This is a genomic window from Hydrogenophaga sp. (assembly GCF_048549895.1).
In the GTDB taxonomy this organism is placed as follows: Bacteria; Pseudomonadota; Gammaproteobacteria; order Burkholderiales; family Burkholderiaceae_C; genus Hydrogenophaga.
The window spans coordinates 1-23237 of sequence record NZ_JBLYYB010000246.1 but is presented as its reverse complement, the minus strand read 5'-3'; the positions used below and the strand labels follow the sequence as shown (position 1 = coordinate 23237).

Sequence of the window (23237 nt, the reverse complement as noted above, 5' to 3'; positions counted from 1 at the left end):
GCCGCAGATTCAAACCCTCTATCAGGCATATCGTTCTATTGTTTACGGGCTGAGTTACAGCGCCCAAGATCGATATCAAGGCGCAGAGGTTATGTTTTTCTCCGACGGTCTAACAATTCCGGATGCGGTTGGACCGATGCACTTGGCCGCATAGCGTCATTCAGGTCTTGTGGCGTTCAAGGACGGCTTGGTATTCTGGTATGCGGACGTGGTACACCCAGTGCTCAACTCGTTGGAAAAAACTCAATAAAATCAACGAGACAGGGTTCATTTGGGCGTGTCGATTGTTCGATTCCATTCGAGAGCATCGGCACCATGTCCACGGCTGCAAAGCTCGTGACCGATCGCGATTGGAAAACTCTGGCGATTGAACGCATCCATCTTGGCCGATGGGTCGGCCCGCAACCTATCTGTCGTTAGGCCTATCGGAGAACCACATCCTCCGCATCCAGCGCCGGCGGCCGCAGCAAATCCTCGTCAATCCCCATCACCGCACTCGCCCGCTCCACCGCGCGCCACAGCAGGGGCGGCATTTTCAGGATCTCGTCGGGGGTGTCGGCCTGGGCAATCCAGCTGCTGATCTGCTGGTGCTCGTCGGGGGTCAGCAAGGCCAGGTTCAGCATTTCGTCGATGGTTTTCATGGCGGCTTCTCGCAAATCGGGGTCAATGGCTTCGATGCTGTCACACATCCCGTAGCTGCGTGCGCAGCCCTTGGCCACTCCCCTTGAACGCAAACCCGTCGTGCAGCATGGCGTTGGGCGATTGCGTTGGTTATGGCAAGCTACAGCTCGTTCTGTGAAGTCACGTTGGAGATCAACATGTCCACCAATCTTGAAGCCTTGGAATCTGAAGTGCTGAAGCTCGGTCCTGCTGACCGTTCACATCTCCTGGAACGCCTCATCGCAAGCCTCGACGCTGACCCCGAAGTCGAAAGCGCTTGGGATCTGGAGGCCGATCGAAGAGAAGCGTCATTGGCTTCGGGCGCGGTGGTCGAAGTCTCCGCGCAAGATGCCATGAACCGCCTGCGGCAAAGGTTGGTTCGGTGACGTATTCGCTCCACCCCGGCGCAGAGCAAGACATCGCTGACGCGCTGGATTTTTATGAAGAGCAGGCCGGCTTGTTGGTCGCACAGCGTTTCCTCGACGAGTTCGAACGTGTTGCAGAACTCTTGAGCGCGCATCCTGGTTTTGGCACACCGACCACCCAGGGTCGCCGCGTGTTTCCCATGCGCGTCTTTCCGTACTCGGTCGTCTATCGACATCTTGATCCGGGTATACGGATCATCGTGGTCCGCCATCAGCACAGAAGGCCGGGCTTCGGCGGCACCCGGCAATAGCCTCGCTCCATCTCTCACCGCAGCCCGGCCTTGCGCAGCCGGTAGCTGAACTGCCGCAGCGTGAGCCCCAGGCTTTGGGCGGCCTGGGTCTGGTTGCCTTGGTGGCGTTGCAGGGCGTCTTGCAGGGCCTGCGGGCTGTGGGAGCGGGCGCTCTGGTATTCGCGCACATTGCCGGCGGGCATGGGCAGCGCGGGCGGGGGCTCGGTGGCGGGCAGGGACGTGAGCGACTCGGGCATGAAGCGCTCCAGCGCCACGGCGGTCACGCGGGTGTGGTCGGTCAGCAGCACCAGGCGCTCGATGAGGTTGCCGAGTTCGCGGATGTTGCCGGGCCAGTCGTGCGCTTCCAGCCGCGCCATGGCCTCGGGCGCCAGGTGCACGTTGCGCTCGTGGGCCTGGTTGGCGCGGTTCACAAAATGCAGGGCGAGTGCGCGGATGTCTTCGCGCCGCTCGCGCAGGCTGGGCAGGCGGATGGGGATCACGTTGAGCCGGTAATACAGGTCTTGGCGGAAATGCCCGGCCTGCACCTCGCGCGCCAGGTCCCGGTTGGTCGCGGCCACCAGGCGCACATTCACTTTTTGCTCGCGCGTGCCGCCCAGGCGCACCAGCGTGCCTTCTTGCAGGGTGCGCAGCAGCTTGCTCTGCATGGCCAGCGGCAGTTCGCCGATCTCGTCCAGAAAGATGGTGCCGCCGTTGGCCTGCTCGAACCAGCCCGCGCGCGCGGTGTTGGCGCCGGTGAAGGCGCCGCGCTCGTAGCCGAACAGTTCGGACTCAAACAGCGTCTCGGGGATGGCCGAGCAATTCACTTTGATGAAGGGCTGGTCGTGCCGGCCGCTGGCCAGGTGCACGGCGCGGGCAAACAGCTCCTTGCCGGTGCCCGACTCGCCCAGCAGCAACACCGTGGCCTGCGACTGCGACACCCGCTCCAGCTCGCCCAGCGCCTGCAAAAGCGCGGGTGAGCGGCCAATGAGCCCGTAGCGCGCGGTGCTCGTGTCGAGCGCGCGGGCCAGGGCTGCGTTGCGCTCTTCGAGCTGGCGCGTTTCTTCGGCCACCAGCTGTTCCAGCTGCAGCAGCTGGCCGGCCAGCGTGGCCAAGATGCGCAGCACGGCCAGGTCGTCGTTCAAGTGGCGCTGGCGGCTGCGGATGCGGTGGCAGGCCAGCACGCCGATGGTGGCACCGTTCACCTCGATGGGCAGCGCGATGAAGGCCACGGTCTGGGGCGGCAGCTGGCTGCGCGGCACGCAGCGAAACAGAAACAGCGGCTCGGCGTCCACGTCTTGCACGATGGCGGGCAGCCCCGTCTGCAGCACCCGCCCGGTGATGCCCTCGCCCCAGCGGTACACGCCGCTGGCCACCTGCCCGGCGGTGAGGCCGTAGGCGTGGCGGATGGAGGCCGTGCGCTTGTCTTTGGCCTGGCCGGGGCTGCTTTCGTCGGCCAGCACCATGCGCCCCCGGTTCAGGCCGAGCAGCTCGCTCATCAGGTGCAGCATCTCGCGCAACACAAAGGCCGGCGCCAGGCTGCGGCCCACCAGCTTCATGACCTCGCGCATGAGCAGCAGCTCCTGGGCGTGCCAGTCGGTGCTGGATGGTTCGGGGTCGGTGCGGTGGGGCATGGGGAGGGTCAAGCAAGCATCGCACCACTGCTCAGGCCTTGCCTCAGCACAAAAAGGTTTAGCTTTCTATACACGTGGTGTTTAACATGCATAGAAAATTCGCTTTTTTATACAGATAGAAGGCCTCGGCAACCACCATGTCGACTCTGAAACCCCTCGAACACCTGGACCCGGCTCGCTTTGACACGCCCGCCATCCTGAAAAAACTGGCCAGCAGCAGCCGGCAACTGGCCGAACTCAAAGGCATGGCGGCGTCGATTCCCAACCAGGGCATCCTCATCAACACCCTGGGTCTGCAGGAGGCCAAGGACAGTTCCGAGATCGAGAACATCGTCACCACGCACGACGAGCTGTTCAAGGGCGATGTGCACCCCGACGCCTTTGCCGACCCGGCCACCAAGGAGGTGCTGCGCTACCGGCAGGCGCTGCGCTTTGGCTTCGAGCAGGTGCGCACGAGTGGGCTGCTTTCAGCCAACCACATCGTGGGGATTCAGGCTGAACTGGAGCGCAACAACGCGGGCTTTCGCAAACTGCCGGGAACGGCTCTCAAAGACGGCGGGGGCCAGACGGTGTACACGCCGCCGCAAGACCCGGCCGAGATCGTGGCGCTCATGAGCGGCCTGGAGCGGTTCATGAACGACGACACGTTGTTTGCGGCCGACCCGCTGATCAAGATGGCGCTGATGCACCACCAGTTCGAGAGCATTCACCCGTTCTACGACGGCAATGGCCGCACAGGGCGCATCCTCAACGTGTTGTATCTGGTGAAAGAAGGCTTGCTGGAGATTCCGGTGCTCTATCTGAGCAGCCACATCGTGCAAACCAAGGCCGACTACTACCGACTGCTGCAGACCGTGCGCGACAACGACACCTGGGAAGACTGGGTGCTCTACATGCTGCAAGCGGTGGAGATCACGGCCCGCCAGACGGTGACGACCGTTCAGGCAATCAAGGCCGCCCTGTTCGACTACAAGCACCGCATCCGCAGCGGCTTCAAGTTCTACAGCCAGGACCTGATCAACAACCTGTTCATGCACCCGTACACCAAGATCGAATTCGTGCAGCGGGATTTGCAGGTGTCGCGTTTGACGGCCACCAAGTACCTGGACGCATTGGTGGACGGTGGCTTCCTCGGCAAACAGAAGGTGGGCCGCAGCAACTACTACGTGAACACGGCACTCAATGGCATCTTGTTAGAGCAGCATCGGGCCGCCCGCTGAGCCCATGTCTGGCTTGCGCGGCATCAGCAGCTAAAATCCAACCCTCTCAAGGAGCGCTGCAGCGCCACCGGCCCCCAGGGTTCGCGTGTGCGTCAGGCTTGAGTGGGCACGAACAGGCCCAAAACGGCGCTCACCAGTCTGTTTCTGCAAAACTGTCTTGGTGAGCCGCATGTCCGAATCTCTCTCCCCTTTCGTTGTCGTTCCGCCCATGCTGCTCTCCGGCCTGGAGCCGCTGCGCATTGGCTCGGACAGCCTATTTGTGAACGTGGGCGAGCGCACCAACGTCACCGGCTCCAAGGCCTTCGCCCGCATGATCCTGAACGGCGAGTACGAGCAGGCGCTGGCCGTGGCGCGCCAGCAGGTGGAAAACGGTGCCCAGATCATCGACGTGAACATGGACGAGGCCATGCTGGACAGCAAGGCGGCCATGGTGAAGTTCCTCAACCTCATTGCCGGCGAGCCCGACATTGCGCGCGTGCCGGTGATGGTGGACAGCTCCAAGTGGGACGTGATCGAGGCCGGCCTGCGCTGTGTGCAGGGCAAGGGCGTGGTGAACTCCATCAGCATGAAAGAGGGCGTGGACGAGTTCAAGCGCCAGGCGCGGCTGGTCAAGCGCTACGGCGCGGCGGCCGTGGTGATGGCGTTTGACGAAAAGGGCCAGGCCGACACCTACGAGCGCAAGGTCGAGATCTGCGAACGGGCCTACCGAATTTTGGTGGACGAGGTGGGCTTTCCACCGGAAGACATCATCTTCGACCCCAACATCTTTGCCATCGCCACCGGCATCGAAGAACACAACAACTACGCGGTCGACTTCATCAACGCCACGCGCTGGATCAAGCAGAACCTGCCGGGCGCCAAGGTGAGTGGCGGCGTGTCCAACGTGTCGTTCAGCTTCCGCGGCAACGACCCGGTGCGCGAAGCCATCCACACCGTCTTCCTGTACCACGCCATCAAGGCCGGCATGGACATGGGCATCGTCAACGCCGGCATGGTCGGCGTGTACGACGAGCTGGAACCCGACCTGCGCGAGCGGGTGGAAGACGTGGTGCTGAACCGCCGCGCCGACGCGGGCGAGCGCCTGGTAGAAGTGGCCGAGAACGCCAAGGGCGCGGCCAAGGACGACAGCAAGAAGAACGAGTGGCGCGCGCTGCCGATCCGCGAGCGCCTTTCACACGCGCTGGTGCGCGGCATGAACGACTTCATCAGCGAAGACACCGAAGAGATGTGGCGCGAGATCGAGGCCGGTGGCGGCCGCCCGCTCAACGTGATCGAAGGCCCGCTCATGGACGGCATGAACGTGGTGGGCGATCTGTTTGGCCAGGGCAAGATGTTTTTGCCGCAGGTGGTGAAGAGCGCACGCGTGATGAAACAGGCCGTGGCCCACCTGCTGCCCTACATCGAGGCCGAGAAGCTGGCCCAGGTGGCGGCCGGCGAAGACGTGAAGCCCAAGGGCAAGATCGTGATTGCCACGGTGAAGGGCGACGTGCACGACATCGGCAAGAACATCGTCACCGTGGTGCTCCAGTGCAACAACTTCGAGGTGGTGAACATGGGCGTGATGGTGCCCTGCCACGAGATTCTGGCCATGGCCAAGGCCGAGGGCGCCGACATCGTGGGCCTCTCGGGCCTGATCACGCCCAGCCTGGAAGAGATGCAGTACGTGGCCGGCGAGATGGAGAAAGACGCGCATTTCCGCGAGAAGCAGATTCCGCTGCTGATCGGCGGCGCCACCTGCAGCCGCGTGCACACCGCGGTGAAGATTGCGCCGCATTACAGCGGCCCGGTGGTCTATGTGCCTGATGCCTCGCGCAGCGTGGGCGTGGCGCAGGGGCTGTTGTCGGACCAGGCGGCGCAGTACATCGCCGATCTCAACGCCGACTACGACAAGGTGCGCACCCAGCACGCCAACAAGAAGCAGGTGCCGCTGTGGCCGCTGGCCAAGGCGCGCGCCAACAAGACCCCCATCGACTGGCGCAACTTCGAGCCGAAGAAGCCACGCTTCATCGGCAAGCGTGTGTTCAAGAACTTCGACCTGAACGAGATCGTGAAGTACATCGACTGGGCGCCCTTCTTCCAGACCTGGGACCTGGCCGGCCCCTTCCCCGAGATCCTCAAAGACGAGGTGGTGGGCGAAGAAGCGCGGCGTGTGTTCAGCGACGGCAAGCGCATGCTGCAGCGGCTGATTGAAGGCCGCTGGCTCAGCGCCAGCGCGGTGGTGGGCCTGTACCCGGCCAACAGCGTGAACGACGACGACATCGAGCTCTACACGGACGAGAGCCGCCGCGAGGTGGCGCTCACCTGGCACGGCCTGCGCCAGCAGACCGAGCGCTTCGAGGTGGACGGCGTGATGCGGCCCAGCCGGTGCCTGGCCGACTTCGTGGCGCCCAAGGGCGTGGCCGACGACTACGTGGGCATGTTCGCGGTCACCGCCGGCCTGGGCGTGGAGAAGAAAGAGAAGCTGTTCATCGACGACCACGATGACTACTCCGCCATCATGCTCAAGGCCCTGGCCGACCGCCTGGCCGAGGGCCTGGCCGAGTGCCTGCACCACCGCGTGCGCACCGACCTCTGGGGCTACGCGGAGGGCGAAACGCTGAGCAACGAAGACCTGATCAAGGAAAAGTACCAAGGCATCCGCCCGGCGCCGGGCTACCCCGCCTGCCCGGACCACTCGGTCAAGCGCCCGACCTTCGATCTGCTGCAGTGCGAAGACATCGGCATGGGCCTGACCGAAAGCCTGGCCATGACCCCGGCGGCCAGCGTGAGCGGCTTCTACCTGAGCCACCCCGAGAGCGCCTATTTCAACGTGGGCAAGATCGGCGAAGACCAGGTGGCCGATCTGGCCAGGCGCAGCGCGGTGGCGGAGAAAGAACTGCAGCGCTGGCTGGCGCCGAACCTTTAAGCGGCGAGCAGCGCTCGCCGCTGTTCGCGCAGGAACGGCCGGTCAATCTGATCGGCCAGCAGCGCGGTGGCGGCAGCGCTGACACCCAGCGCGTTGAAGTGGGCCTGCCAGCCGTGCACCACACCGGCCACGCGACGGGCCTCTTGCAGCGCCTCGCGTGCGCTCAGGCCGTACATGGCCGCCATCGACAGCGCGTTGTCCACGCTGCTCACCGCCCCCTCTGTCCCCACCTGCATCGACTGGTAGCCCAGCGCCTGGCCGGTGGGCAGCACGTCGAACGCCGGTGACAGGCGCAGCTGCTGGTTGTCCTGCACCAGCAGCACGTGGTTCTTCTCGTGGTCGTCGGTGTTGTCGATCAGGATGTTGAACACGAGCCGGCGAAACAACTCGTGCATGTCGTGCTGCCATTGGCCATGGGCCAGCACGCCACGTCGGCGCAGCAACTGGGCCAGTGCCGGGTAACCGGGTTCGCTGCCGGCCGCGCGCAAGGCCACGTGGGCCGACAGCGCGTGCACGCGCTGAGCCGGCGCTCGGTCAAAACGCTCGATGGCCAATGCCGTGCCGCTGGCCAGTGGCACCGGGCGCGTGGTGGCCACGCGAATGCCGGCCAGGGCCGCGAGTGTGAGACTGGCGTGTTCGAGCAGGCCTTCATGGGAGCCGGTCTCGTCGCCGAATTTCAGCACCCAGCTTTTGCCGTCAATCTCGATCAACGCTTTGGGCCTCGCACCGCCCATGGTGGCACCGGGTGCGATCAGGCGGCGCTCGGCTTCATCGACTGGTGTGCCCTGCTGCACGCGGCGCACCAGCGCGTGCAGCGCCTGCGCGTCGGCCAGCAGCGGCAAGGCGGGCGTGGCGTGGGGCAGGTACTGATCGGGTGAGGACGACACACCGAGGGCGCCAAAACGGTCGTCGCCGGTGAAGTACAGCAGCTCCAGCAGCGACAGGCGCGGCGGGCGGTGCAGCAGCCGGATCACGCGCTCGCCCCAGCGGTCGGGCCGCGCGTCGTCCACCGCGCCGGCGGCGCAGTCCTTCTCGGTGGGCAGGTGTTCGCGGTCGACCAGGGGCAGGTCTTCGCTGAGCGCAAAGCCCTGGCGCAACCACTCAGGCGCGTAGCGCAGCGACACGCCGCGCCCACCCATCACCAGGTTCAGTTCACCGACACGAACCGGCTGAGCCGGACGGCCCAGGTACCAGAGGTGCAGGGTGTCGACCGGGATGTAGGTCATGGTGGCCCCGGCTTGCGCGCCAGCCGCGCGCTGATGGAGGCCTGCGAACGCACGGCGCGGGTGCGGCGCGCGGCGCGGATGTCAAGCTCCAAAGCCCCGGCATCGAGCTCGGGCGCGGCCAGATCACCCAGTGCCTGCGTGCGCCCGACCATCCAGAGCGCGGTGGCCAGAATGCCCGCGCTCACGCCCGGATCGCCCCGCTCCAGCCGCGCCAGGGTGGGCACCGACACCCCCAGCCGCTGGGCCCAGGCCCGCTGCGACTCCTGCCGGCGCACCCGAGCCAGCGCGAGGTGTTCGCCCAGGCGAACGAGCGCCGCGGCGGCTTCCGGGGGCAGCGCTTGCAGGGAAGGCGAGGCCTTGGGCATCTTTAAAGCTGGTTGAAATGGGTATTTCGAGCAAGTTTATGTTGCTTTTGACAGAGAGGGAACCCTCTCCTGTACAAAGCGCTCAGCCCAATGGGCCTCTTTTCAATTCACACGGACCTTTCATGAACGCACTCAACAACCTCTTCAACCAGCCCCGCCTGGGCGTGATCCTGCTGCGCTGGACGCTGGCCATCCTCATGATCTTTCACGGCTGGGCCAAGGTGACCGGGGGTGTGGGCGGCATCGAAGGCATGCTGGTGAGCAACGGCTTGCCCGGTGCATTGGCCTACGGCGTGTACCTGGGCGAGTTGATCGCCCCGCTGTTCCTGCTGGCCGGTGTGTGGGTGGTGCCGGCGGCGCTGGTGATCGCGATCAACATGGCGTTTGCCGTGGGCCTGGCCCATGCCTCCCAGTTCATGGACATCACGGCCACCGGCGGTTGGCGCCTGGAGCTGCAGGCGTTTTTCTTCATGACCGCGCTGGTGGTGGCGTTCACCAACCGCCTCGGCCCCAACAGGTGAGCCGGGCGGCGCGCTGGCGCGCGGTCAGACGTTCATGATCGAAACGGCGCGCGCGTTCAAGTAGGCCTCCATGGCCTCCGGGCCGCCCTCGGAGCCGTAGCCCGAATCCTTGATGCCGCCGAACGGCATTTCGGCCGAGGGCATGGCGGGCATGTTCACCCACAGCATGCCCACCTCCACGCGGCGCGCCAGCAGGTCCGCGTTTTTCAGCGAGCGCGTGAAGGCATAACCGGCCAGGCCAAACGGCAGGCGGTTGGCCTCGGCAATCGCTTCGTCCAGCGTCTTGAACGTTCGCACCGCGGCCATGGGGCCGAAGGGCTCGTCGTTGAACACGCGGGCGTCCAGCGGCACGTCGGTGAGGATGGTGGGCTGCCAGAAATTGCCGGCTTCGCCGATGCGCTCACCGCCGGTGGCCAGCGTGGCGCCGCGTTCCAACGCATCTTTGGTGAATTCGGCCATGGCCGTCACACGGCGCGGGTTGGCCAGCGGGCCCATCTGCGTGCCCTCGGCTGAACCATCGCCCACCGCCAGGCCGGCGGCGTGTTTCACCAGCGCGGCCGAGAACTCCTGGGCGATGCTCTCGTGCACCAGAAAACGCGTGGGTGAAATGCAGACCTGCCCCGCGTTGCGGAACTTGGCACCGCCCGCGGTTTTCACCGCCAGGGCCACGTCGGCGTCTTCCGCCACGATCACCGGCGCGTGCCCGCCCAGCTCCATGGTCACGCGCTTCATGTGCTGGCCGGCCATGGCCGCGAGCTGTTTGCCCACCGGCGTGGAGCCGGTGAAGGTGATCTTGCGGATGACCGGGTGCGCGATCAGATAGCTGGAGATCTCCGACGGCGTGCCGTAGACCAGACCCAACACGCCGGGTGGCAGGCCCGCGTCGGCAAACGCGCGCACCAGCTCGGCGGGAGCGGCCGGTGTTTCTTCAGGCGCCTTCACGATCATGGAACAGCCCGTGGCCAGCGCTGCGGCCAGTTTGCGCACGACCTGGTTGATGGGGAAGTTCCACGGCGTGAACGCGGCCACCGGGCCGACCGGGTCTTTCAGCACCATCTGGCGCATGGCGAGGTTGCCGCGCGAGGGCACGATGCGGCCGTACACCCGCAGGCCTTCGTCGGCGAACCATTCGATGATGTCGGCGGCGGCCATGGCCTCGCCCTTGGCTTCGGCCAGCGGCTTGCCCTGCTCCTGCGTGAGCAGCGCGGCAATGGCGCCGGCGCGTTCGCGCATCAGCGCCGCGGCCGCGCGCATGACCTTGGCGCGCTCGATGGGGGGCTTGTCGCGCCAGACTTCAAAGCCTTTTTGTGCGGCGTCCAAGGCCAGGTCCAGGTCGGCCTGGCGGGCGTGGGCCACGCGGCCGATTTCCTGGCCGGTGGCCGGGTTGAACACGGCCAGCGTTTCGCCCGCGGCGGCGTCGCGCCATTGGCCGTGGATGAAGAGTTGGGTGTTGGGGTAGTTCATGTCGGTCTCCTGCATGGAAGGGGGAAACCGCAAACCTTACCAGTTGCCCCATGACAGGACGACCGCGTTCAAGCGCCGGTCTTCTTCAACACCCGCCGGTACTGCACCGCTTCGGCCACGTGGGAGGCGCTCACGCCCTGGGCGCCCGCCAGATCGGCGATGGTGCGCGCCACGCGCAGCGCGCGGTGGGTGCTGCGTGCGCTCCAGCCCAGTCGCGCGGCGGTGGTGTGCAGGAACTTCAGCGCGGTGGGCTCGGCCAGCGCATGCTGGTCCAGCATCCGGCCGGCCAGCGACTGATTGGCCATGCCTTGCCGGGCCTGCGAACGATCGCGCGCAGCCACCACGCGCTCACGCACCACCGCACTCGCTTCACCCATTGAATGGGTCAGCAGGTGCTCGGTCGGCAGGGCCGGTACCTCCACGTGCAGGTCGATGCGGTCCAGCAGCGGGCCACTGAGCTTGCCCTGGTAGCGCGCCACCTGGTCGGGGGTGCAGCGGCAGGCCTGGGTGGGGTGGCCGAGAAAACCGCAGGGGCAGGGGTTCATGGCCGCCACCAATTGAAAGCGCGCCGGAAATTCGGTCTGCATGGCCGCGCGCGAGATGCGGATGTGACCGCTCTCCAGCGGTTCGCGCAGGGCTTCCAGTGCGGCGCGGGGGAATTCGGGCAGCTCGTCCAGGAACAGCACGCCGTGGTGCGCCAGCGAAATCTCCCCCGGCCTTGGTGGCGAGCCGCCACCCACCAGGGCCACCGCGCTGGCGCTGTGGTGCGGCGCGCAGGTGGGGCGCTGGCCCCAGCGTTGCAGATCAAAGCGCCCGGCCAGCGAAGCCACCGCTGCCGATTCGAGCGCTTCCAGCGTGCTCATGGGCGGCAGCAAACCCGCGAAGCGGTGGGCCAGCATGGACTTGCCCGAGCCCGGTGGCCCCAGCATGAGCAGGCTGTGTCCGCCAGCCGCTGCGATCTCCAGCGTGCGGCGCGCCGCCGCCTGGCCTTTCACGTCGGCCAGATCGGCGGGGTGCGCGGTGGGGGTGATGGCCTGGGCGCTCAGGCGGGCCCAACCCCGGTCGTCCGGTGGCTCGGGAGCGGCCGTGCTTTCGGGCAGGAAGCGGGCGATCACATCCAGCAGATGATTTGCCCGGTAAACCTGGGCCTGTGGCACCAGCGCGGCTTCTTCGGCGCTGCCCGGCGGCAGCACGAGGCGTGCGGTGGTGGCCTCATGGCCGGCGGCGCGGTGCAGCGCCAGGCTCATGGCGAGTGCGCCGCGCACCGGGCGCAACTCACCACCAAGCGACAGCTCGCCGGCAAATTCCCAGTCGGCCAGGCGCGCCGCGCTGATCTGGCCGCTGGCCGCCAGGATGCCCAGGGCGATGGGCAGATCGAAGCGGCCGGAGTCCTTGGGCAGGTCGGCCGGTGCCAGGTTGACCGTGATGCGTTTGTTGGACGGGAACTCCAGCCCCGCGTTGGCGATGGCCGAGCGCACCCGTTCGCGGGCCTCCTTCACCTCGGTGTCGGCCAGGCCCACCAGGGTGAAGCTGGGCAGGCCGTTGGCCAGATGGACCTCCACCTGCACCGGTCGCGCGTCCAGGCCAAGCAGGGCGCGGCTGCGCACCAAAGACAGACTCATCTCGATTTACTCCCTGTTTCGGTGCGTGATTGACGCAATTTCCCGGACTCGCACGGTTTTGTGGGCAGGCACTTGTCTGGTGCGCACCTGAGGGGTGCAAGCCGCCACACGGGGGTGCACAGCTCCTTGGGTGCGCTGGTGGGGTCTCAGCGCGGGTAGATGCCTGCGCCGGCCACTGTAGTGACCGGCGCGCCGCCCAACCCCACCGGGTATGGATTGGCGGGGTTGGCATATTCCCTGCTAGGTCTTGTAAGCGATTGATTCGAAGCGTGGTTCGCCATGCCGCAGTCAGCCCACCGCGATTGGTTTGCTCCCGGGCATGCCGAACTCGTTTCCACCTCGGTGTCGGCCATCCGGTCCCATCACCCTCCTGTTCAAGAAGAGGAATAGCAGCATGAAAATGGTTTCAGCCATCATCAAGCCGTTCAAACTGGACGAAGTGCGTGAAGCACTCTCCGGCATGGGCGTGCAAGGCATCACCGTGACCGAAGTCAAGGGCTTCGGCCGCCAGAAGGGCCACACCGAGCTGTACCGCGGCGCGGAATACGTGGTCGACTTCCTGCCCAAGGTCAAGATCGAAGCGGCCGTCTCCGACGACCTCGTCGATCGTGTGATCGAAGCCATCGAAGGTGCGGCACGCACCGGCAAGATCGGCGACGGCAAGATTTTCGTCACCTCGCTCGAACAGGTGGTTCGCATCCGCACCGGCGAAACCGGCAAAGAAGCGCTCTGATCATCGCCACTGAACAAGAAAGATCACAGACATGAAAAAACTGATTGCAACCCTGCTGCTGGGCGCCGGCCTGGCCTTTGCAGGCCTGAGCGCCACCGCGCAGACCACGACCGAAGCGCCGCCGGCTGCCGCCGCAGCGCCCGCTGCCGATGCCCCTGCTGCCGCCCCTGCCGCTGTGGAAGCCCCGGCGGCTGCCGTTGCCGCCCCGGCCGAGGCAGCACCCGCTGCCGCAGAAGCGGTCAAGGAAACCATGGACAAGGGCGACGTGGCCTGGATGATGGTCTCCACCATCCTCGTGGTGCTCATGGTCGTGCCCGGCCTGGCCCTGTTCTACGGCGGCCTGGTCCGCAGCAAGAACATGCTGTCGGTGCTGATGCAGGTGATGGTGGTGTTCTCGCTGATCGTCGTGCTGTGGGCCGTGTACGGCTACAGCCTGGCGTTCGGCGGTGAAGGCCTGATCATTGCCAACCTCGACAAGGTCTTCCTGATGGGCATCACGCCCGCCACGTTGTCCGCCACCTTCACCCCCGGTGTGATGATTCCCGAGCTGATCTTCGTTGCCTTCCAGGCCACGTTCGCCGGCATCACCTGCGCACTGATCGTGGGCTCGTTCGCCGAGCGCATGAAATTCAGCGCCGTGCTGATGTTCTGCGCCCTGTGGTTCACCTTCAGCTACCTGCCGATCGCCCACATGGTCTGGGGCGCCGGTGGTTACTTGTTTGACAAGGGCGCGCTGGACTTCGCTGGTGGCACCGTGGTGCACATCAACGCCGCCATCGCCGGCCTGGTCGGTGCCTACATGCTGGGCAAGCGCATTGGCTACGGCAAGGAATCGATGGCGCCTCACAGCCTGACGCTGACCATGGTCGGTGCCTCGCTGCTGTGGGTGGGCTGGTTCGGCTTCAACGCCGGCTCCAACCTGGAAGCCAACGGCGGCGCCGGTCTGGCCTTCATCAACACCCTGCTGGCCACCGCCGCTGCGGTGCTGGCCTGGTGTGTCGGCGAAGCGCTGTCCAAAGGCAAGGCCTCGATGCTGGGCGCTGCGTCCGGCGCGGTGGCCGGTCTGGTCGCCATCACCCCGGCCTGCGGTTCGGTGGGCCCCATGGGCGGCATCATCATCGGCCTGATCTCAGGCTTCCTGTGCCTGTGGGGCGTGTCCGGTCTCAAGAAGATGCTGGGCGCTGACGACTCGCTGGATGTGTTCGGTGTGCACGGCGTGGGCGGCATCGTGGGCGCGCTGCTCACCGGTGTGTTCTCCGCCGGCTCGCTGGGTGGCATCAAGGGCGACGACTACTCCATCGCCAGCCAGATGGTGGTGCAGGCCGAAGGCGTGCTGATCACCCTGGTGTGGTCGGGCATCGTGGCCTTCATCTGCTACAAGATCGTTGACATGATGGTCGGTCTGCGCGTCACGGAAGAAGCCGAACGCGAAGGTCTGGACATCACCGCCCACGGCGAGACGGCCTACAACCGCTGATCATCCGCTGCGGAACCCGAACCCGCGTGGCCGCCCGGCCCGCGGGTTTTTTTGCGCCTGTTGAGTTCTTTATAGTTACTGCATTTTCAACGCAGCAACCTGGAGGAACCCATGAGCCACGCTTCTTTGCCCCGCAGCTTGATCGCCTTGTGTGCCGTCCTCGCGCTTTGTGCCCATGGGGCCGAGCCGAGCAAATCCGGCACTGCACGCAAACCCACGTCGGTGAAGTTCCACAAAGCGCCGTCGGAGGAAAGCCCCGCAGCGCGGGAGAAGCGCCTCCAGCGCGAATGCAAGGGTCGGGCGAATGCGGGCATGTGCCTGGGCTACACGCACTGATCCGGCGGCGCGTTTGCAGGGCGCTGTGCAAAAAATTCAACGTCCAGCGGAGCACCGGCGACTACCATCGACCGGATGCAAGCCAGCACCACCGAACACCCCGGCCACCTGATCGACCAGATCCTGCAAGCCAGCGCCGACCGCCAGCCCCTGCGCATCGTCGGTGGCGACACCAAATCGTTTCTCGGCACACCCGCCACCGGCAACGTGCTCTCCACCGCGGATTGGTCCGGCGTCGTCAGCTACGAGCCGACCGAGCTCGTGATCACGGTGCGCAGTGGCACGCCGCTGGCCGAGGTGGAAGCGCTGCTGGCCGAGCAGGGCCAGTGCTTTCCGTTCGAGCCCCCACGCTTCGGCCCGGGCGGCACCGTGGGTGGCATGGTGGCCACAGGCCTGGCCGGCCCGGCGCGGGCCACGGCCGGCTCGGTGCGCGACTACGTGCTGGGTGCGCGCTTCATCAACGGTCGCGGTGAGTTGCTCACCTTCGGTGGCCAGGTCATGAAAAACGTGGCCGGTTACGACGTCAGCCGCGTGATGGCGGGAGCCATGGGCACGCTGGGCCTCATCAGCGAGGTGAGCCTCAAGGTGCTGCCGGTGGCGCTGGCCGAGGCCACGCTGGTGTTCCCACTGGGTCAACACGACGCGCTGGAACAACTGCACCGCTGGGGTGGCCAGCCACTGCCGATCAACGCTTCTTGTTGGGTGAAAGATGCGACGGCGGCGGACGCGCCCGAACTGCTGTTCGTGCGCCTGCGCGGCGCCGTGGCCGCGGTGGAAGCGGCCTGCGAACGCATGGCGCGCGAGGCCGGCGGCACGCGCATGGACAACGCGCAAGCCGGGCCCGACTGGGACGCCTGCCGCGACCAGCGCCTGCCCTTCTTCACCGCGCCGTCGCCCGATGCGTGCCTGTGGCGCCTCTCGGTGCCGCAGACCGCGCCTGTGCTGGCCTTGCCGCATGCGCAGTTCATTGAGTGGCAGGGCGCGCAGCGCTGGTTGTGGGCGCCAGCCTCGGCAGCCGCCGAGTTGCGTGCGGCGGCCAGTGCAGTCAACGGCCACGCCACCCTGTTCCGCGCGGGCGCAGACGGTGCGCCCGGCGTACCGCGTTTCCAGAGCCAGAGCGCCGCGCTGCAAAGCATCCAGGCCCGCTTGCTCGAATCGTTCGATCCCGCAGGCATCTTCAATCCAGGTCGCATGGCCTGAATCCCATGCAAACCCAGCTCTCCCCCGAATACCAGGCCCGCGCCGACGGCCGCGCGGCAGAAGCCATCCTGCGCAAGTGTGTGCACTGCGGTTTCTGCACCGCCACCTGCCCCACCTACCAGTTGCTCGGCGACGAACTCGATGGGCCTCGTGGGCGCATCTACCTGATCAAGCAGGTGCTCGAAGGCGCCGAGCCCACGCGCAAGACGCAGATGCACCTGGACCGGTGCCTCACCTGCCGCAACTGCGAAACCACCTGCCCCAGCGGCGTGGACTACGGCCACCTGGTCGACATCGGCCGCCAGCTGGTGGACGAAAAAGTACCGCGCCCGGCCGCTGAAAAATCGGTGCGCTGGCTGCTCAAGGAAGGCTTGCCGTCACCGCTGTTCGGCCCGGCCATGAAACTCGGCCAACTCGTGCGCCCGCTGCTGCCGGCCTCGCTGCAAAACAAGGTGCCCGCGCCGCGCGCTGCAGGCCAGTTGCCCACCCGCACCCATGCGCGCCGCGTGCTGCTGCTCGCGGGCTGTGTGCAGCCGGCCATGATGCCCAGCATCCACAGCGCCACCGCGCGCGTGCTGGACGCTGCCGGCATCCAGGGCGTGCTGGCGCCGGCCGCGGGCTGCTGCGGCGCGGTGAAATTCCACCTCAACGACCAGAGCGGTGGCATGGCGCAGATGCGCGCCAACATCGACGCCTGGTGGCCGCTGGTGGAAGGCCCGAACGCTGTGGAAGCGATCGTGATGAACGCTTCTGGCTGCGGCGTGACGGTGAAGGAATACGGCCACATCTTGCGCGACGACCCGGCCTACGCCGCCAAGGCCGCGCGCATCAGCGAACTCACGCAAGACCTGAGCGAACTGCTGCCCGCGCTGGTGCCCGCGCTGCGGCCCTTGCTCAAGCACAAGCCCGACGCCTCGCGCGTGATCGCCTTCCACCCGCCCTGCACCCTGCAGCACGGCCAGAAGCTCAAAGGCGGTGTGGAGCAACACCTGGCCGCGCTCGGCTTCACGGTGCAGGTGGCGAAGAACGAAGCCCACCTGTGCTGCGGCTCGGCCGGCACGTATTCGGTGCTCAACCCCGAGATCGCCTACGAGCTGCGCGACCGCAAGCTCGGCCACCTGGGTGAACTGCAGCCCAGCGTGATCACCAGCGCCAACATTGGCTGCATCACGCATCTGCAAAGCGGCACCACCACACCGGTGCGGCACTGGGTGGAAGTGCTGGACGAGGCGCTGTCCGCGCCATGATCCCCGCGCTGGCCACGCTGCTGGTGTTTCAGTTGTTGGGCGAAGCGCTCGTGCTCGCCTCGGGTGCGCCGATGCCCGGCCCGGTGGTCGGCCTGGCCCTGCTGCTGTTGACGCTGGTGCTGCGGCCTTCGGTGCTGGGCGCCATCAAGCCCACGGCGCAGACGCTGTTGCAGCACCTCTCGCTGCTCTTCGTGCCGGCCGGTGTGGGCGTGATGTTGCACCTGCAACGCCTGGGCAACGAGGCGCTGGCCATCGGGGTGGCGCTGGTGGTGAGCACGCTGGTGGGGCTGGCGAGTGCGGCGCTCACCATGGCGTGGTTGATGAAACGCACCCGCACATGAGCCCCGCCCTGCCCGGCGCGCTGGCCGACATCTGGGTCTACCTCTCGGCCACGCCGCTGCTGGGCCTCACGCTCACGCTGCTGGTCTACCACGGCGCCTTTTTGCTCTACCAGCGCAGCGGCTTCAACCCGCTGGCCAACCCGGTGGCCATCGCCATCGCGGTGCTGGCCACGCTGCTCTGGGCCACGGGCACGCCCTACGCCACCTACTTCGAAGGTGCGCAGTTCGTGCACTTCCTGCTCGGGCCTGCCACCGTGGCGCTGTCCATTCCGCTGTTCGAACAGCTCCCGCGGCTCAAGCGCCTGTGGCTGCCCATCGTGGGTGCGCTGGTGGTGGGCACGCTGGCGGCCACGGTCACGGCCATCGGTGTGGGCTGGGCACTGGGCGCGTCCAAGGCCACGCTGGCGTCGCTCGCGCCCAAGTCGGTCACCAGCCCCGTGGCCATGGGCATCGCCGAGAAGATCGGCGGCATCCCCTCGCTCACCGCCGTGCTGGTGGCGGCCACCGGCATCATCGGCGCGGCCAGCGCACGGTTTCTGTTCGACGCCCTGCGCATCAAAGACCCGGTGGTGCGCGGCTTTGCGCTGGGCACGGCGGCCCACGGCATCGGCACCGCGCGGGCGTTTCAGGTGAGCGAAGAGATGGGCGCCTTCGCCGGTCTGGCCATGGGCCTGTCGGCGCTGTTCAGCGCGGTGGCGCTGCCGTTGGTGGCCGGGCTTCTCTTGCGGTGGGTCTAAGCCAGCGCGGCTTCAATGTCGGCGGCCAGCTTCTCCGGCGCATCCTGTGGCGCGTAGCGCTTGATCACCCGCCCGTCCTTGCCCACCAGAAATTTGGTGAAGTTCCACTTGATCGCCTTGCTGCCAAGCAGGCCGGGCGCCTCTGCCGTGAGCCACTGGTACAGCGGGTGGGCGTCGGCTCCGTTCACGTTGATCTTCTCCATCATGGGAAAGCTCACGCCGAAGTTGAGCTGGCAGAAGCTGGCGATTTCGTCGTTGCTGCCGGGGTCCTGGCTGCCGAACTGGTTGCACGGAAAGCCCAGCACCACCAAGCCACGCTCGCCATAGGTTTTGTGCAGCTTTTCCAACCCGCCAAACTGCGGCGTGAAGCCGCAGGCGCTGGCGGTGTTGACGATCAGCATCGGCTTGCCTTTGAACTGCGCAAGGGACACAGGCTTGCCGTCGATGGACAAGGCTTCAAAGTCGTGAATGCTGGACATGGGCGGCTCCGTTGTGTGTTGGTGGGTCAAATGTCAAGTCGGGATGCGTGCTCGAAGACAGGCCGAAGGTGTCGCATTTCATATGACATCGGAACACGTGACAGCGTATTCCGTTACAAAAAAGGCATACTCATCAAGGGTATTGCGGCGTTAACCCAAATTTCAGCGGGCGGGACAAATCGATGGTGGCAGCATATTCGGTGGCAGCGTACTCGGTCGCGCTGGTGGGCTTCACGCAAGCCGAGTCGGCCACTTTCGAATCCTTCTTCCGCATGGCCGCGCGCCGACCGCCCAGCTACCTGGTGCAGGACGAGGTGATGGACGCGCAGATCCTGATCGTCAACGCCGACAACACCCAGGCCCTGCACCTCGTGCGGTACGCCGAGTTGCCCGGCAAGATCCTGCTGGTGGGCCAGTCCGATGGCGGCACCGGCTGGCCGATCCAGTTCAAGCCGGTCAAGCTGGTGTCGGTGCTCAATGCGCTGGATGTGATCGTGGGTGCGCGCCCGTCGGCCGCCACTGAGAAGCGCGTGCTCGCCCGCAGCTTCATGGCCACCCAGCCGTATGAGAGCTCCCAGTTGCAAGGGCTGGATGCCAGCATGCGCCTGGCCAGCGGCCGCCAGGCTGCGCCCGAGCACGCGCCTGCAGTGGCTTCCCGCGCTGGCGCTGATCGCGGCTTCTCCGCCACGCTGCCACCCGAAGAAGAGCCCAGCGTCATGGCGCCCGCCGTGAACCGCCGGCGCCGCTCGGGCGACACCGAGTTTCCGCCCACCCGCCCCATGCAGCGCGACGGGCCGAAGCCCCAACCTGCGGTGCCCACTGCGCCGGCTTCAGCGCCGCGCACCGCCGCCACCAACCGCGCAGGCACCATGCGCCTGACCGACTTTGGTGGCCTGGACGACCTGCCGTCTCCACCCGCACCACGCTCCACCCGCGCGCCGCGCTCGCGCATCAGCTCCGACAAGACCGCCGTGCCCGAGACGGCGCGCGGCGACATGCTGCTCGTGGCCGAGAGCCTGGTGGAAGGGCGCATCCTGCTCAAGCGTTTCAAGCGCTACGGCCTGGCGGTGGACTGGTCGCGCGAGGCGGCGCAGGCGCTGGTGATGCTCAAGGCCAACCCTTACCGTCTGGTGGTGATCGACCGGCTCAAGGGCGAGCCCGACGCCAACCAGATCTGCCGCTCCGCCAAACAGACCAAAGGCCCCAAGGGCGCGCCGGTGGTGATCATGTTCGCGCCCACAGCCGGCAGCATGGACCGCATGAAAGCGGGCTTGGCGGGCAGCGACGCCTACCTGTCGCGCTCGGTGAGCGAAAGTGATCTGTACAAGGTGCTGGCGCAGCACCGGTTGGTGAGCCTGGACGGCTTCGCGCCAACGAACGTCGGGTTCTAGCCGTGCAGATCGTCGCGGCGCGCGATCTCTAGAAGCCGCTCCAGCTCGTGCGGATGCACCCGCTGGTTGTGGCGGTGCCACAGCGCGATCACGGCCATGAAGCCGGCCACCAGCACACCAAACGCGGTGATGGCCGCGAAGGCCGACCAGCCCATGCCGGTGGAAAAACTGTAAAGCGCGCCCAGCGTGAGGATGCAGGCCTGCTCGTTGAAGTTCTGCACCGCGATCGACCGGCCCGCGCCCATGAGGTTGTGGCCGCGGTGTTGCAGCAGCGCATTCATCGGCACGACCAGAAAACCGCCGAGGCCACCGAGCAGCACCAGAAACGGCGCGGCCACCCACACGTTGTCGATGACGTTCATGAGGATCACCAGCACGCCCATGGCGATGCCCAGCGGCATCACGCGCGTGGCCTGGTCCAGCCGCATGCGCATGGAAGCCACCACCGCGCCCACCGCCGTGCCCAGCGCCACCACACCCACCAGCGACGAGGCTTGTGTGGTGCTGTAGCCGAGTGCCGCACCGGCCCAGGCCAGCACGATGTAGCGCAGGTTGCCCGACACACCCCAGAACAAGGTGGTGGTGGCCAGCGAGATCTGGCCCAGCCGGTCGCGCCACAGGCGGCTGTTGCAGCGCCAGAAATCGGGCAGCAATGCCCAGGGGTTCGCGGGCATGGGGCGCGGGGTCACGCCGGTGAGCGGGATGCGGGTGTTGAACCACGCGGCCAGCATGTAGACAAACATCAACGCAGCCACGGCGGCTTGCGCGGGGTGGTGAATGCCGGTGTGGAAACCGGGGATGTCGATGGCCAGCAGGTGCGCCGACACCCAGGGGCTCACCAGCTGACCGCCGAGCAGCACGCCCAGGATGATGGAGGCGATGGTCAGGCCCTCGATCCAGCCGTTGGCCTTGACCAGTTGTGACGGTGGCAGCAGCTCGGTGAGGATGCCGTATTTGGCCGGCGAGTAAGCCGCTGCGCCCAGACCCACCAGCGTGTAGGCCAGCAGCGGGTGCACGCCGGTGAGCATGAGCAGACAGCCCACCACCTTGATGGCGTTGCTGATGAACATGACCTGGCCTTTGGGCCGCGCATCCGCGAACGCCCCCACGAAGGGCGCAAGCACCACGTAGAACAAGGCAAACAAGGGGACGAGGGCGGCGCTTTGCCACTCGGGTGCGCCGCGCGTGCGCAGCAATTCGATCGCGGCCACGAACAACGCATTGTCCGCCAGCGAACTGAAGAACTGCGCCGTCATGATGGTGTAGAAGCCGCGCTTCATGGCGATGATTTTGAGCGCCGAAGGGCCTCAGCGCAGGGTGGCTGAGCGGGTCGCAGCGGCTTTTTTATGCGACAGTTGACGGGGGTCTCCAGGGGATGCGGGGTTATAGCACGCGGCCTTTGAACGACCACGCATTCACCGGCGTTGAACCCGCCTGCAACGCCTTTCGATGACGGACCTCACGCCCGCCCGCCCATGCCCCGCCCGATCCTCGCCACCGTCCACCCCGAAGCCCTGCGCCACAACCTGCAACGCGCCCGCGAATGCGCCCCCGATGCGCGGGTGTGGGCGGTGGTCAAGGCCAATGCTTACGGCCACGGCATCGAGCGCTGTTTTGATGCCCTGCGCGCCGCCGACGGTTTCGCGCTGCTCGATCTGGCCGAGGCCGAACGCATCCGCGCGCTGGACTGGCGCGGCCCCATCCTGCTGCTCGAAGGCGCCTTCGAGCCGCGCGACCTGGAGCTGTGCTCGCGCCTGCACCTGTGGCACACCGTGCACTGCACCGAGCAGATCGACTGGCTGGCCGCGCACAAGACGCTGGTGCCGCACCGCGTGTTCCTGAAGCTCAACAGCGGCATGAACCGCCTGGGCTTCACCCCCAACGCGTTTCGCAGCGCCTGGGCGCGGCTCAACGCGCTGCCGCAGGTGGACGAGATCACGCTCATGACCCACTTCAGCGACGCCGACGGCCCGCGTGGCATTGCGCACCAGGTGGCCGCCTTCGAAGCCGCCACCGCCGACCTGCCGGGCGAGCGCACGCTGTGCAACAGCGCGGCCTTGTTGAGGAACCCGGGCGATGCACTGCGCGGCGAAGGCGTGACGACACTGGCCGCCGACTGGGTGCGCGAAGGCATCGCGCTCTACGGCAGCGCGCCCGACTTTCCCGCCCGCTCCGCCACTGACTGGAACCTGCAACCGGCCATGACCTTGTCAAGCCGCGTCATCGGCGTGCAAAGCCTGCAGGCCGGCGACACCGTGGGCTACGGCTCGGCGTTCACGGCCGACCGGCCCATGCGCATCGGCGTGGTGGCGTGTGGGTACGCGGATGGTTATCCGCGCCACGCACCCAATGGCACGCCGGTGCTGGTGGACGGCGTGCGCACCCGGGTGGTGGGGCGGGTGAGCATGGACATGGTGACGGTGGACCTCTCAGGCCTCGATGCTGCGGGGGTGGGGTCGGAGGTGGTGTTGTGGGGGCGGGCTGCGGCTGGGGCGGTGTTGGGGGTGGATGAGGTGGCGGCTGCGGCGGGGACGATTGGGTATGAGTTGATGTGTGCTGTTGCGGCGCGGGTTCCGTTCTCTTCTTGATCTTGCTTTCTTTGTCGTGAGGTTTTTGTTGTCGTGGCGAGCCGGGTCTCGGCCCGGCGGCCGAGGCACTTTTCTTTGCTTCGCCAAAGAAAAGTACCCAAAAGAAAGGCGAGCCGAATTCGCTGGCCCTTCGGGCACGCTGCGTTGCTCGGATCGCCCGGGGTGCGCGCAAACTTGTCCGCTGCGCGGCCTTCGGACATGCGCGCCCGTGATCCGGGCGCTCCTGCGCTACTCGCCAGCGAATGACGGCAGGGGGAGGTGTTCTCCGGCCAATTGGTTGGTGGGGGTGCCCTCACCCCTGCCCTCTCCCAGAGGGAGAGGGGGCAAGACACGTTTGCCTGAGGGGGAGTTGGCTCCCGCATTCACTCCCTCTCCCTCTGGGAGAGGGCTGGGGTGAGGGCCCGCACACAGAAACCCAGGCCAACGAGCCCGCCGTCAG

22 protein-coding genes and 1 riboswitch are annotated in these 23237 nt (G+C 66.5%); of the genes, 14 read left to right on the top strand and 8 right to left on the bottom strand.

From position 1 onward, the window contains the following. Window positions 1–422: 422 nt before the first annotated feature. The gene (locus ACN4F8_RS22280) at window positions 423–641 is read right to left on the bottom strand and encodes a hypothetical protein (protein WP_419475570.1); all 219 of its coding nucleotides are present in this window, start codon (window positions 639–641) and stop codon (window positions 423–425) included. A 177-nt stretch (window positions 642–818) separates the two neighbouring features. Here ACN4F8_RS22280 and ACN4F8_RS22275 point away from each other — a divergent pair, with 177 nt between their 5' ends. Both ACN4F8_RS22275 and ACN4F8_RS22270 read left to right on the top strand, forming a co-directional pair. Continuing rightward, window positions 819–1046: an addiction module protein gene (locus tag ACN4F8_RS22275; protein ID WP_419475569.1), complete on the top strand. Its 228-nt coding sequence runs from the start codon at window positions 819–821 to the stop codon at window positions 1044–1046. Further along, a complete protein-coding gene (locus ACN4F8_RS22270; protein ID WP_419475568.1) occupies window positions 1043–1336 on the top strand; it encodes a type II toxin-antitoxin system RelE/ParE family toxin in 294 nt (97 codons plus the stop codon). The genes ACN4F8_RS22275 and ACN4F8_RS22270 overlap by 4 nt, the downstream gene beginning before the upstream one ends. A gap of 14 nt (window positions 1337–1350) precedes the next feature. On the opposite strand, the gene ACN4F8_RS22265 is transcribed toward ACN4F8_RS22270, so the two are convergent. After that, entirely contained in the window at window positions 1351–2946 is a 1596-nt protein-coding gene (locus ACN4F8_RS22265) for a sigma 54-interacting transcriptional regulator (RefSeq protein WP_419475567.1), read from the bottom strand. Window positions 2947–3083: 137 nt separating this feature from the next. Between ACN4F8_RS22265 and ACN4F8_RS22260 the strand changes: the two genes are divergently transcribed. Together ACN4F8_RS22260 and metH are read left to right on the top strand one after the other, a co-directional pair. Further along, complete coding sequence (locus ACN4F8_RS22260) at window positions 3084–4166, top strand: Fic family protein (RefSeq protein ID WP_419475566.1); 1083 nt, start codon at window positions 3084–3086, stop codon at window positions 4164–4166. Window positions 4167–4208: 42 nt separating this feature from the next. Beyond that, a riboswitch (S-adenosyl-L-homocysteine riboswitch) is annotated at window positions 4209–4305 on the top strand. A gap of 69 nt (window positions 4306–4374) precedes the next feature. After that, window positions 4375–7071, top strand: coding sequence for a methionine synthase (gene metH / locus ACN4F8_RS22255; RefSeq protein WP_419475571.1), 2697 nt, complete (start codon window positions 4375–4377; stop codon window positions 7069–7071). Here the strand turns inward: metH and ACN4F8_RS22250 are convergent. Further along, window positions 7068–8297, bottom strand: a complete 1230-nt coding sequence (locus ACN4F8_RS22250) for a type II toxin-antitoxin system HipA family toxin (RefSeq protein WP_419475565.1) — start codon at window positions 8295–8297, stop codon at window positions 7068–7070. The two genes, metH and ACN4F8_RS22250, sit on opposite strands and share 4 nt — an antisense overlap. Further along, the gene (locus tag ACN4F8_RS22245) at window positions 8294–8662 is read right to left on the bottom strand and encodes a helix-turn-helix domain-containing protein (RefSeq protein ID WP_419475564.1); all 369 of its coding nucleotides are present in this window, start codon (window positions 8660–8662) and stop codon (window positions 8294–8296) included. The genes ACN4F8_RS22250 and ACN4F8_RS22245 overlap by 4 nt, the downstream gene beginning before the upstream one ends. Window positions 8663–8784: 122 nt before the next feature. Between ACN4F8_RS22245 and ACN4F8_RS22240 the strand changes: the two genes are divergently transcribed. Beyond that, a complete protein-coding gene (locus ACN4F8_RS22240) occupies window positions 8785–9183 on the top strand; it encodes a DoxX family protein (protein ID WP_419475563.1) in 399 nt (132 codons plus the stop codon). A 24-nt stretch (window positions 9184–9207) separates the two neighbouring features. Here ACN4F8_RS22240 and ACN4F8_RS22235 read toward each other — a convergent pair whose 3' ends face one another. Both ACN4F8_RS22235 and ACN4F8_RS22230 read right to left on the bottom strand, forming a co-directional pair. Beyond that, the gene (locus ACN4F8_RS22235; RefSeq protein ID WP_419475562.1) at window positions 9208–10647 is read right to left on the bottom strand and encodes an NAD-dependent succinate-semialdehyde dehydrogenase; all 1440 of its coding nucleotides are present in this window, start codon (window positions 10645–10647) and stop codon (window positions 9208–9210) included. A 68-nt stretch (window positions 10648–10715) separates the two neighbouring features. Continuing rightward, window positions 10716–12269 (bottom strand): YifB family Mg chelatase-like AAA ATPase, encoded by a 1554-nt coding sequence (locus tag ACN4F8_RS22230; RefSeq protein WP_419475561.1) that lies wholly within the window; start codon window positions 12267–12269, stop codon window positions 10716–10718. Between the two features lie 394 nt (window positions 12270–12663). Between ACN4F8_RS22230 and glnK the strand changes: the two genes are divergently transcribed. From glnK to ACN4F8_RS22195, 7 genes are all read left to right on the top strand, one after another. Next, entirely contained in the window at window positions 12664–13002 is a 339-nt protein-coding gene (glnK, locus tag ACN4F8_RS22225; protein ID WP_056264790.1) for a P-II family nitrogen regulator, read from the top strand. Between the two features lie 31 nt (window positions 13003–13033). Then, complete coding sequence (locus tag ACN4F8_RS22220; RefSeq protein ID WP_419475560.1) at window positions 13034–14479, top strand: ammonium transporter; 1446 nt, start codon at window positions 13034–13036, stop codon at window positions 14477–14479. Between the two features lie 111 nt (window positions 14480–14590). After that, entirely contained in the window at window positions 14591–14815 is a 225-nt protein-coding gene (locus tag ACN4F8_RS22215) for a hypothetical protein (protein WP_419475559.1), read from the top strand. 75 nt (window positions 14816–14890) lie between these two features. Further along, the gene (gene glcE, locus ACN4F8_RS22210) at window positions 14891–16015 is read left to right on the top strand and encodes a glycolate oxidase subunit GlcE (RefSeq protein ID WP_419475558.1); all 1125 of its coding nucleotides are present in this window, start codon (window positions 14891–14893) and stop codon (window positions 16013–16015) included. Between the two features lie 5 nt (window positions 16016–16020). Continuing rightward, window positions 16021–17262, top strand: coding sequence for a glycolate oxidase subunit GlcF (glcF, locus tag ACN4F8_RS22205; protein ID WP_419475557.1), 1242 nt, complete (start codon window positions 16021–16023; stop codon window positions 17260–17262). Further along, a complete protein-coding gene (locus ACN4F8_RS22200) occupies window positions 17259–17603 on the top strand; it encodes a CidA/LrgA family protein (protein ID WP_159602843.1) in 345 nt (114 codons plus the stop codon). Before glcF ends, ACN4F8_RS22200 begins: the two co-directional genes overlap by 4 nt. After that, window positions 17600–18340 carry an LrgB family protein gene (locus ACN4F8_RS22195; protein ID WP_419475556.1) on the top strand — a complete coding sequence of 247 codons (741 nt, stop codon included), beginning with the start codon at window positions 17600–17602 and terminating at the stop codon, window positions 18338–18340. The genes ACN4F8_RS22200 and ACN4F8_RS22195 overlap by 4 nt, the downstream gene beginning before the upstream one ends. Here ACN4F8_RS22195 and ACN4F8_RS22190 read toward each other — a convergent pair. Then, window positions 18337–18819: a glutathione peroxidase gene (locus tag ACN4F8_RS22190; protein WP_419475555.1), complete on the bottom strand. Its 483-nt coding sequence runs from the start codon at window positions 18817–18819 to the stop codon at window positions 18337–18339. The genes ACN4F8_RS22195 and ACN4F8_RS22190 overlap by 4 nt on opposite strands. 182 nt (window positions 18820–19001) lie before the next feature. On the opposite strand from ACN4F8_RS22190, the gene ACN4F8_RS22185 reads away from it, so the two are divergent. Next, on the top strand, window positions 19002–20210 hold the full coding sequence (locus ACN4F8_RS22185) for a hypothetical protein (protein ID WP_419475554.1): 1209 nt from the start codon (window positions 19002–19004) through the stop codon (window positions 20208–20210). On the opposite strand, the gene lplT is transcribed toward ACN4F8_RS22185, so the two are convergent. Then, window positions 20207–21490, bottom strand: coding sequence for a lysophospholipid transporter LplT (lplT, locus tag ACN4F8_RS22180; protein ID WP_419475553.1), 1284 nt, complete (start codon window positions 21488–21490; stop codon window positions 20207–20209). The two genes, ACN4F8_RS22185 and lplT, sit on opposite strands and share 4 nt — an antisense overlap. Window positions 21491–21685: 195 nt before the next feature. On the opposite strand from lplT, the gene alr reads away from it, so the two are divergent. Then, window positions 21686–22798: an alanine racemase gene (gene alr / locus ACN4F8_RS22175; RefSeq protein WP_419475552.1), complete on the top strand. Its 1113-nt coding sequence runs from the start codon at window positions 21686–21688 to the stop codon at window positions 22796–22798. The last annotated feature ends 439 nt before the right edge of the window (window positions 22799–23237 follow it).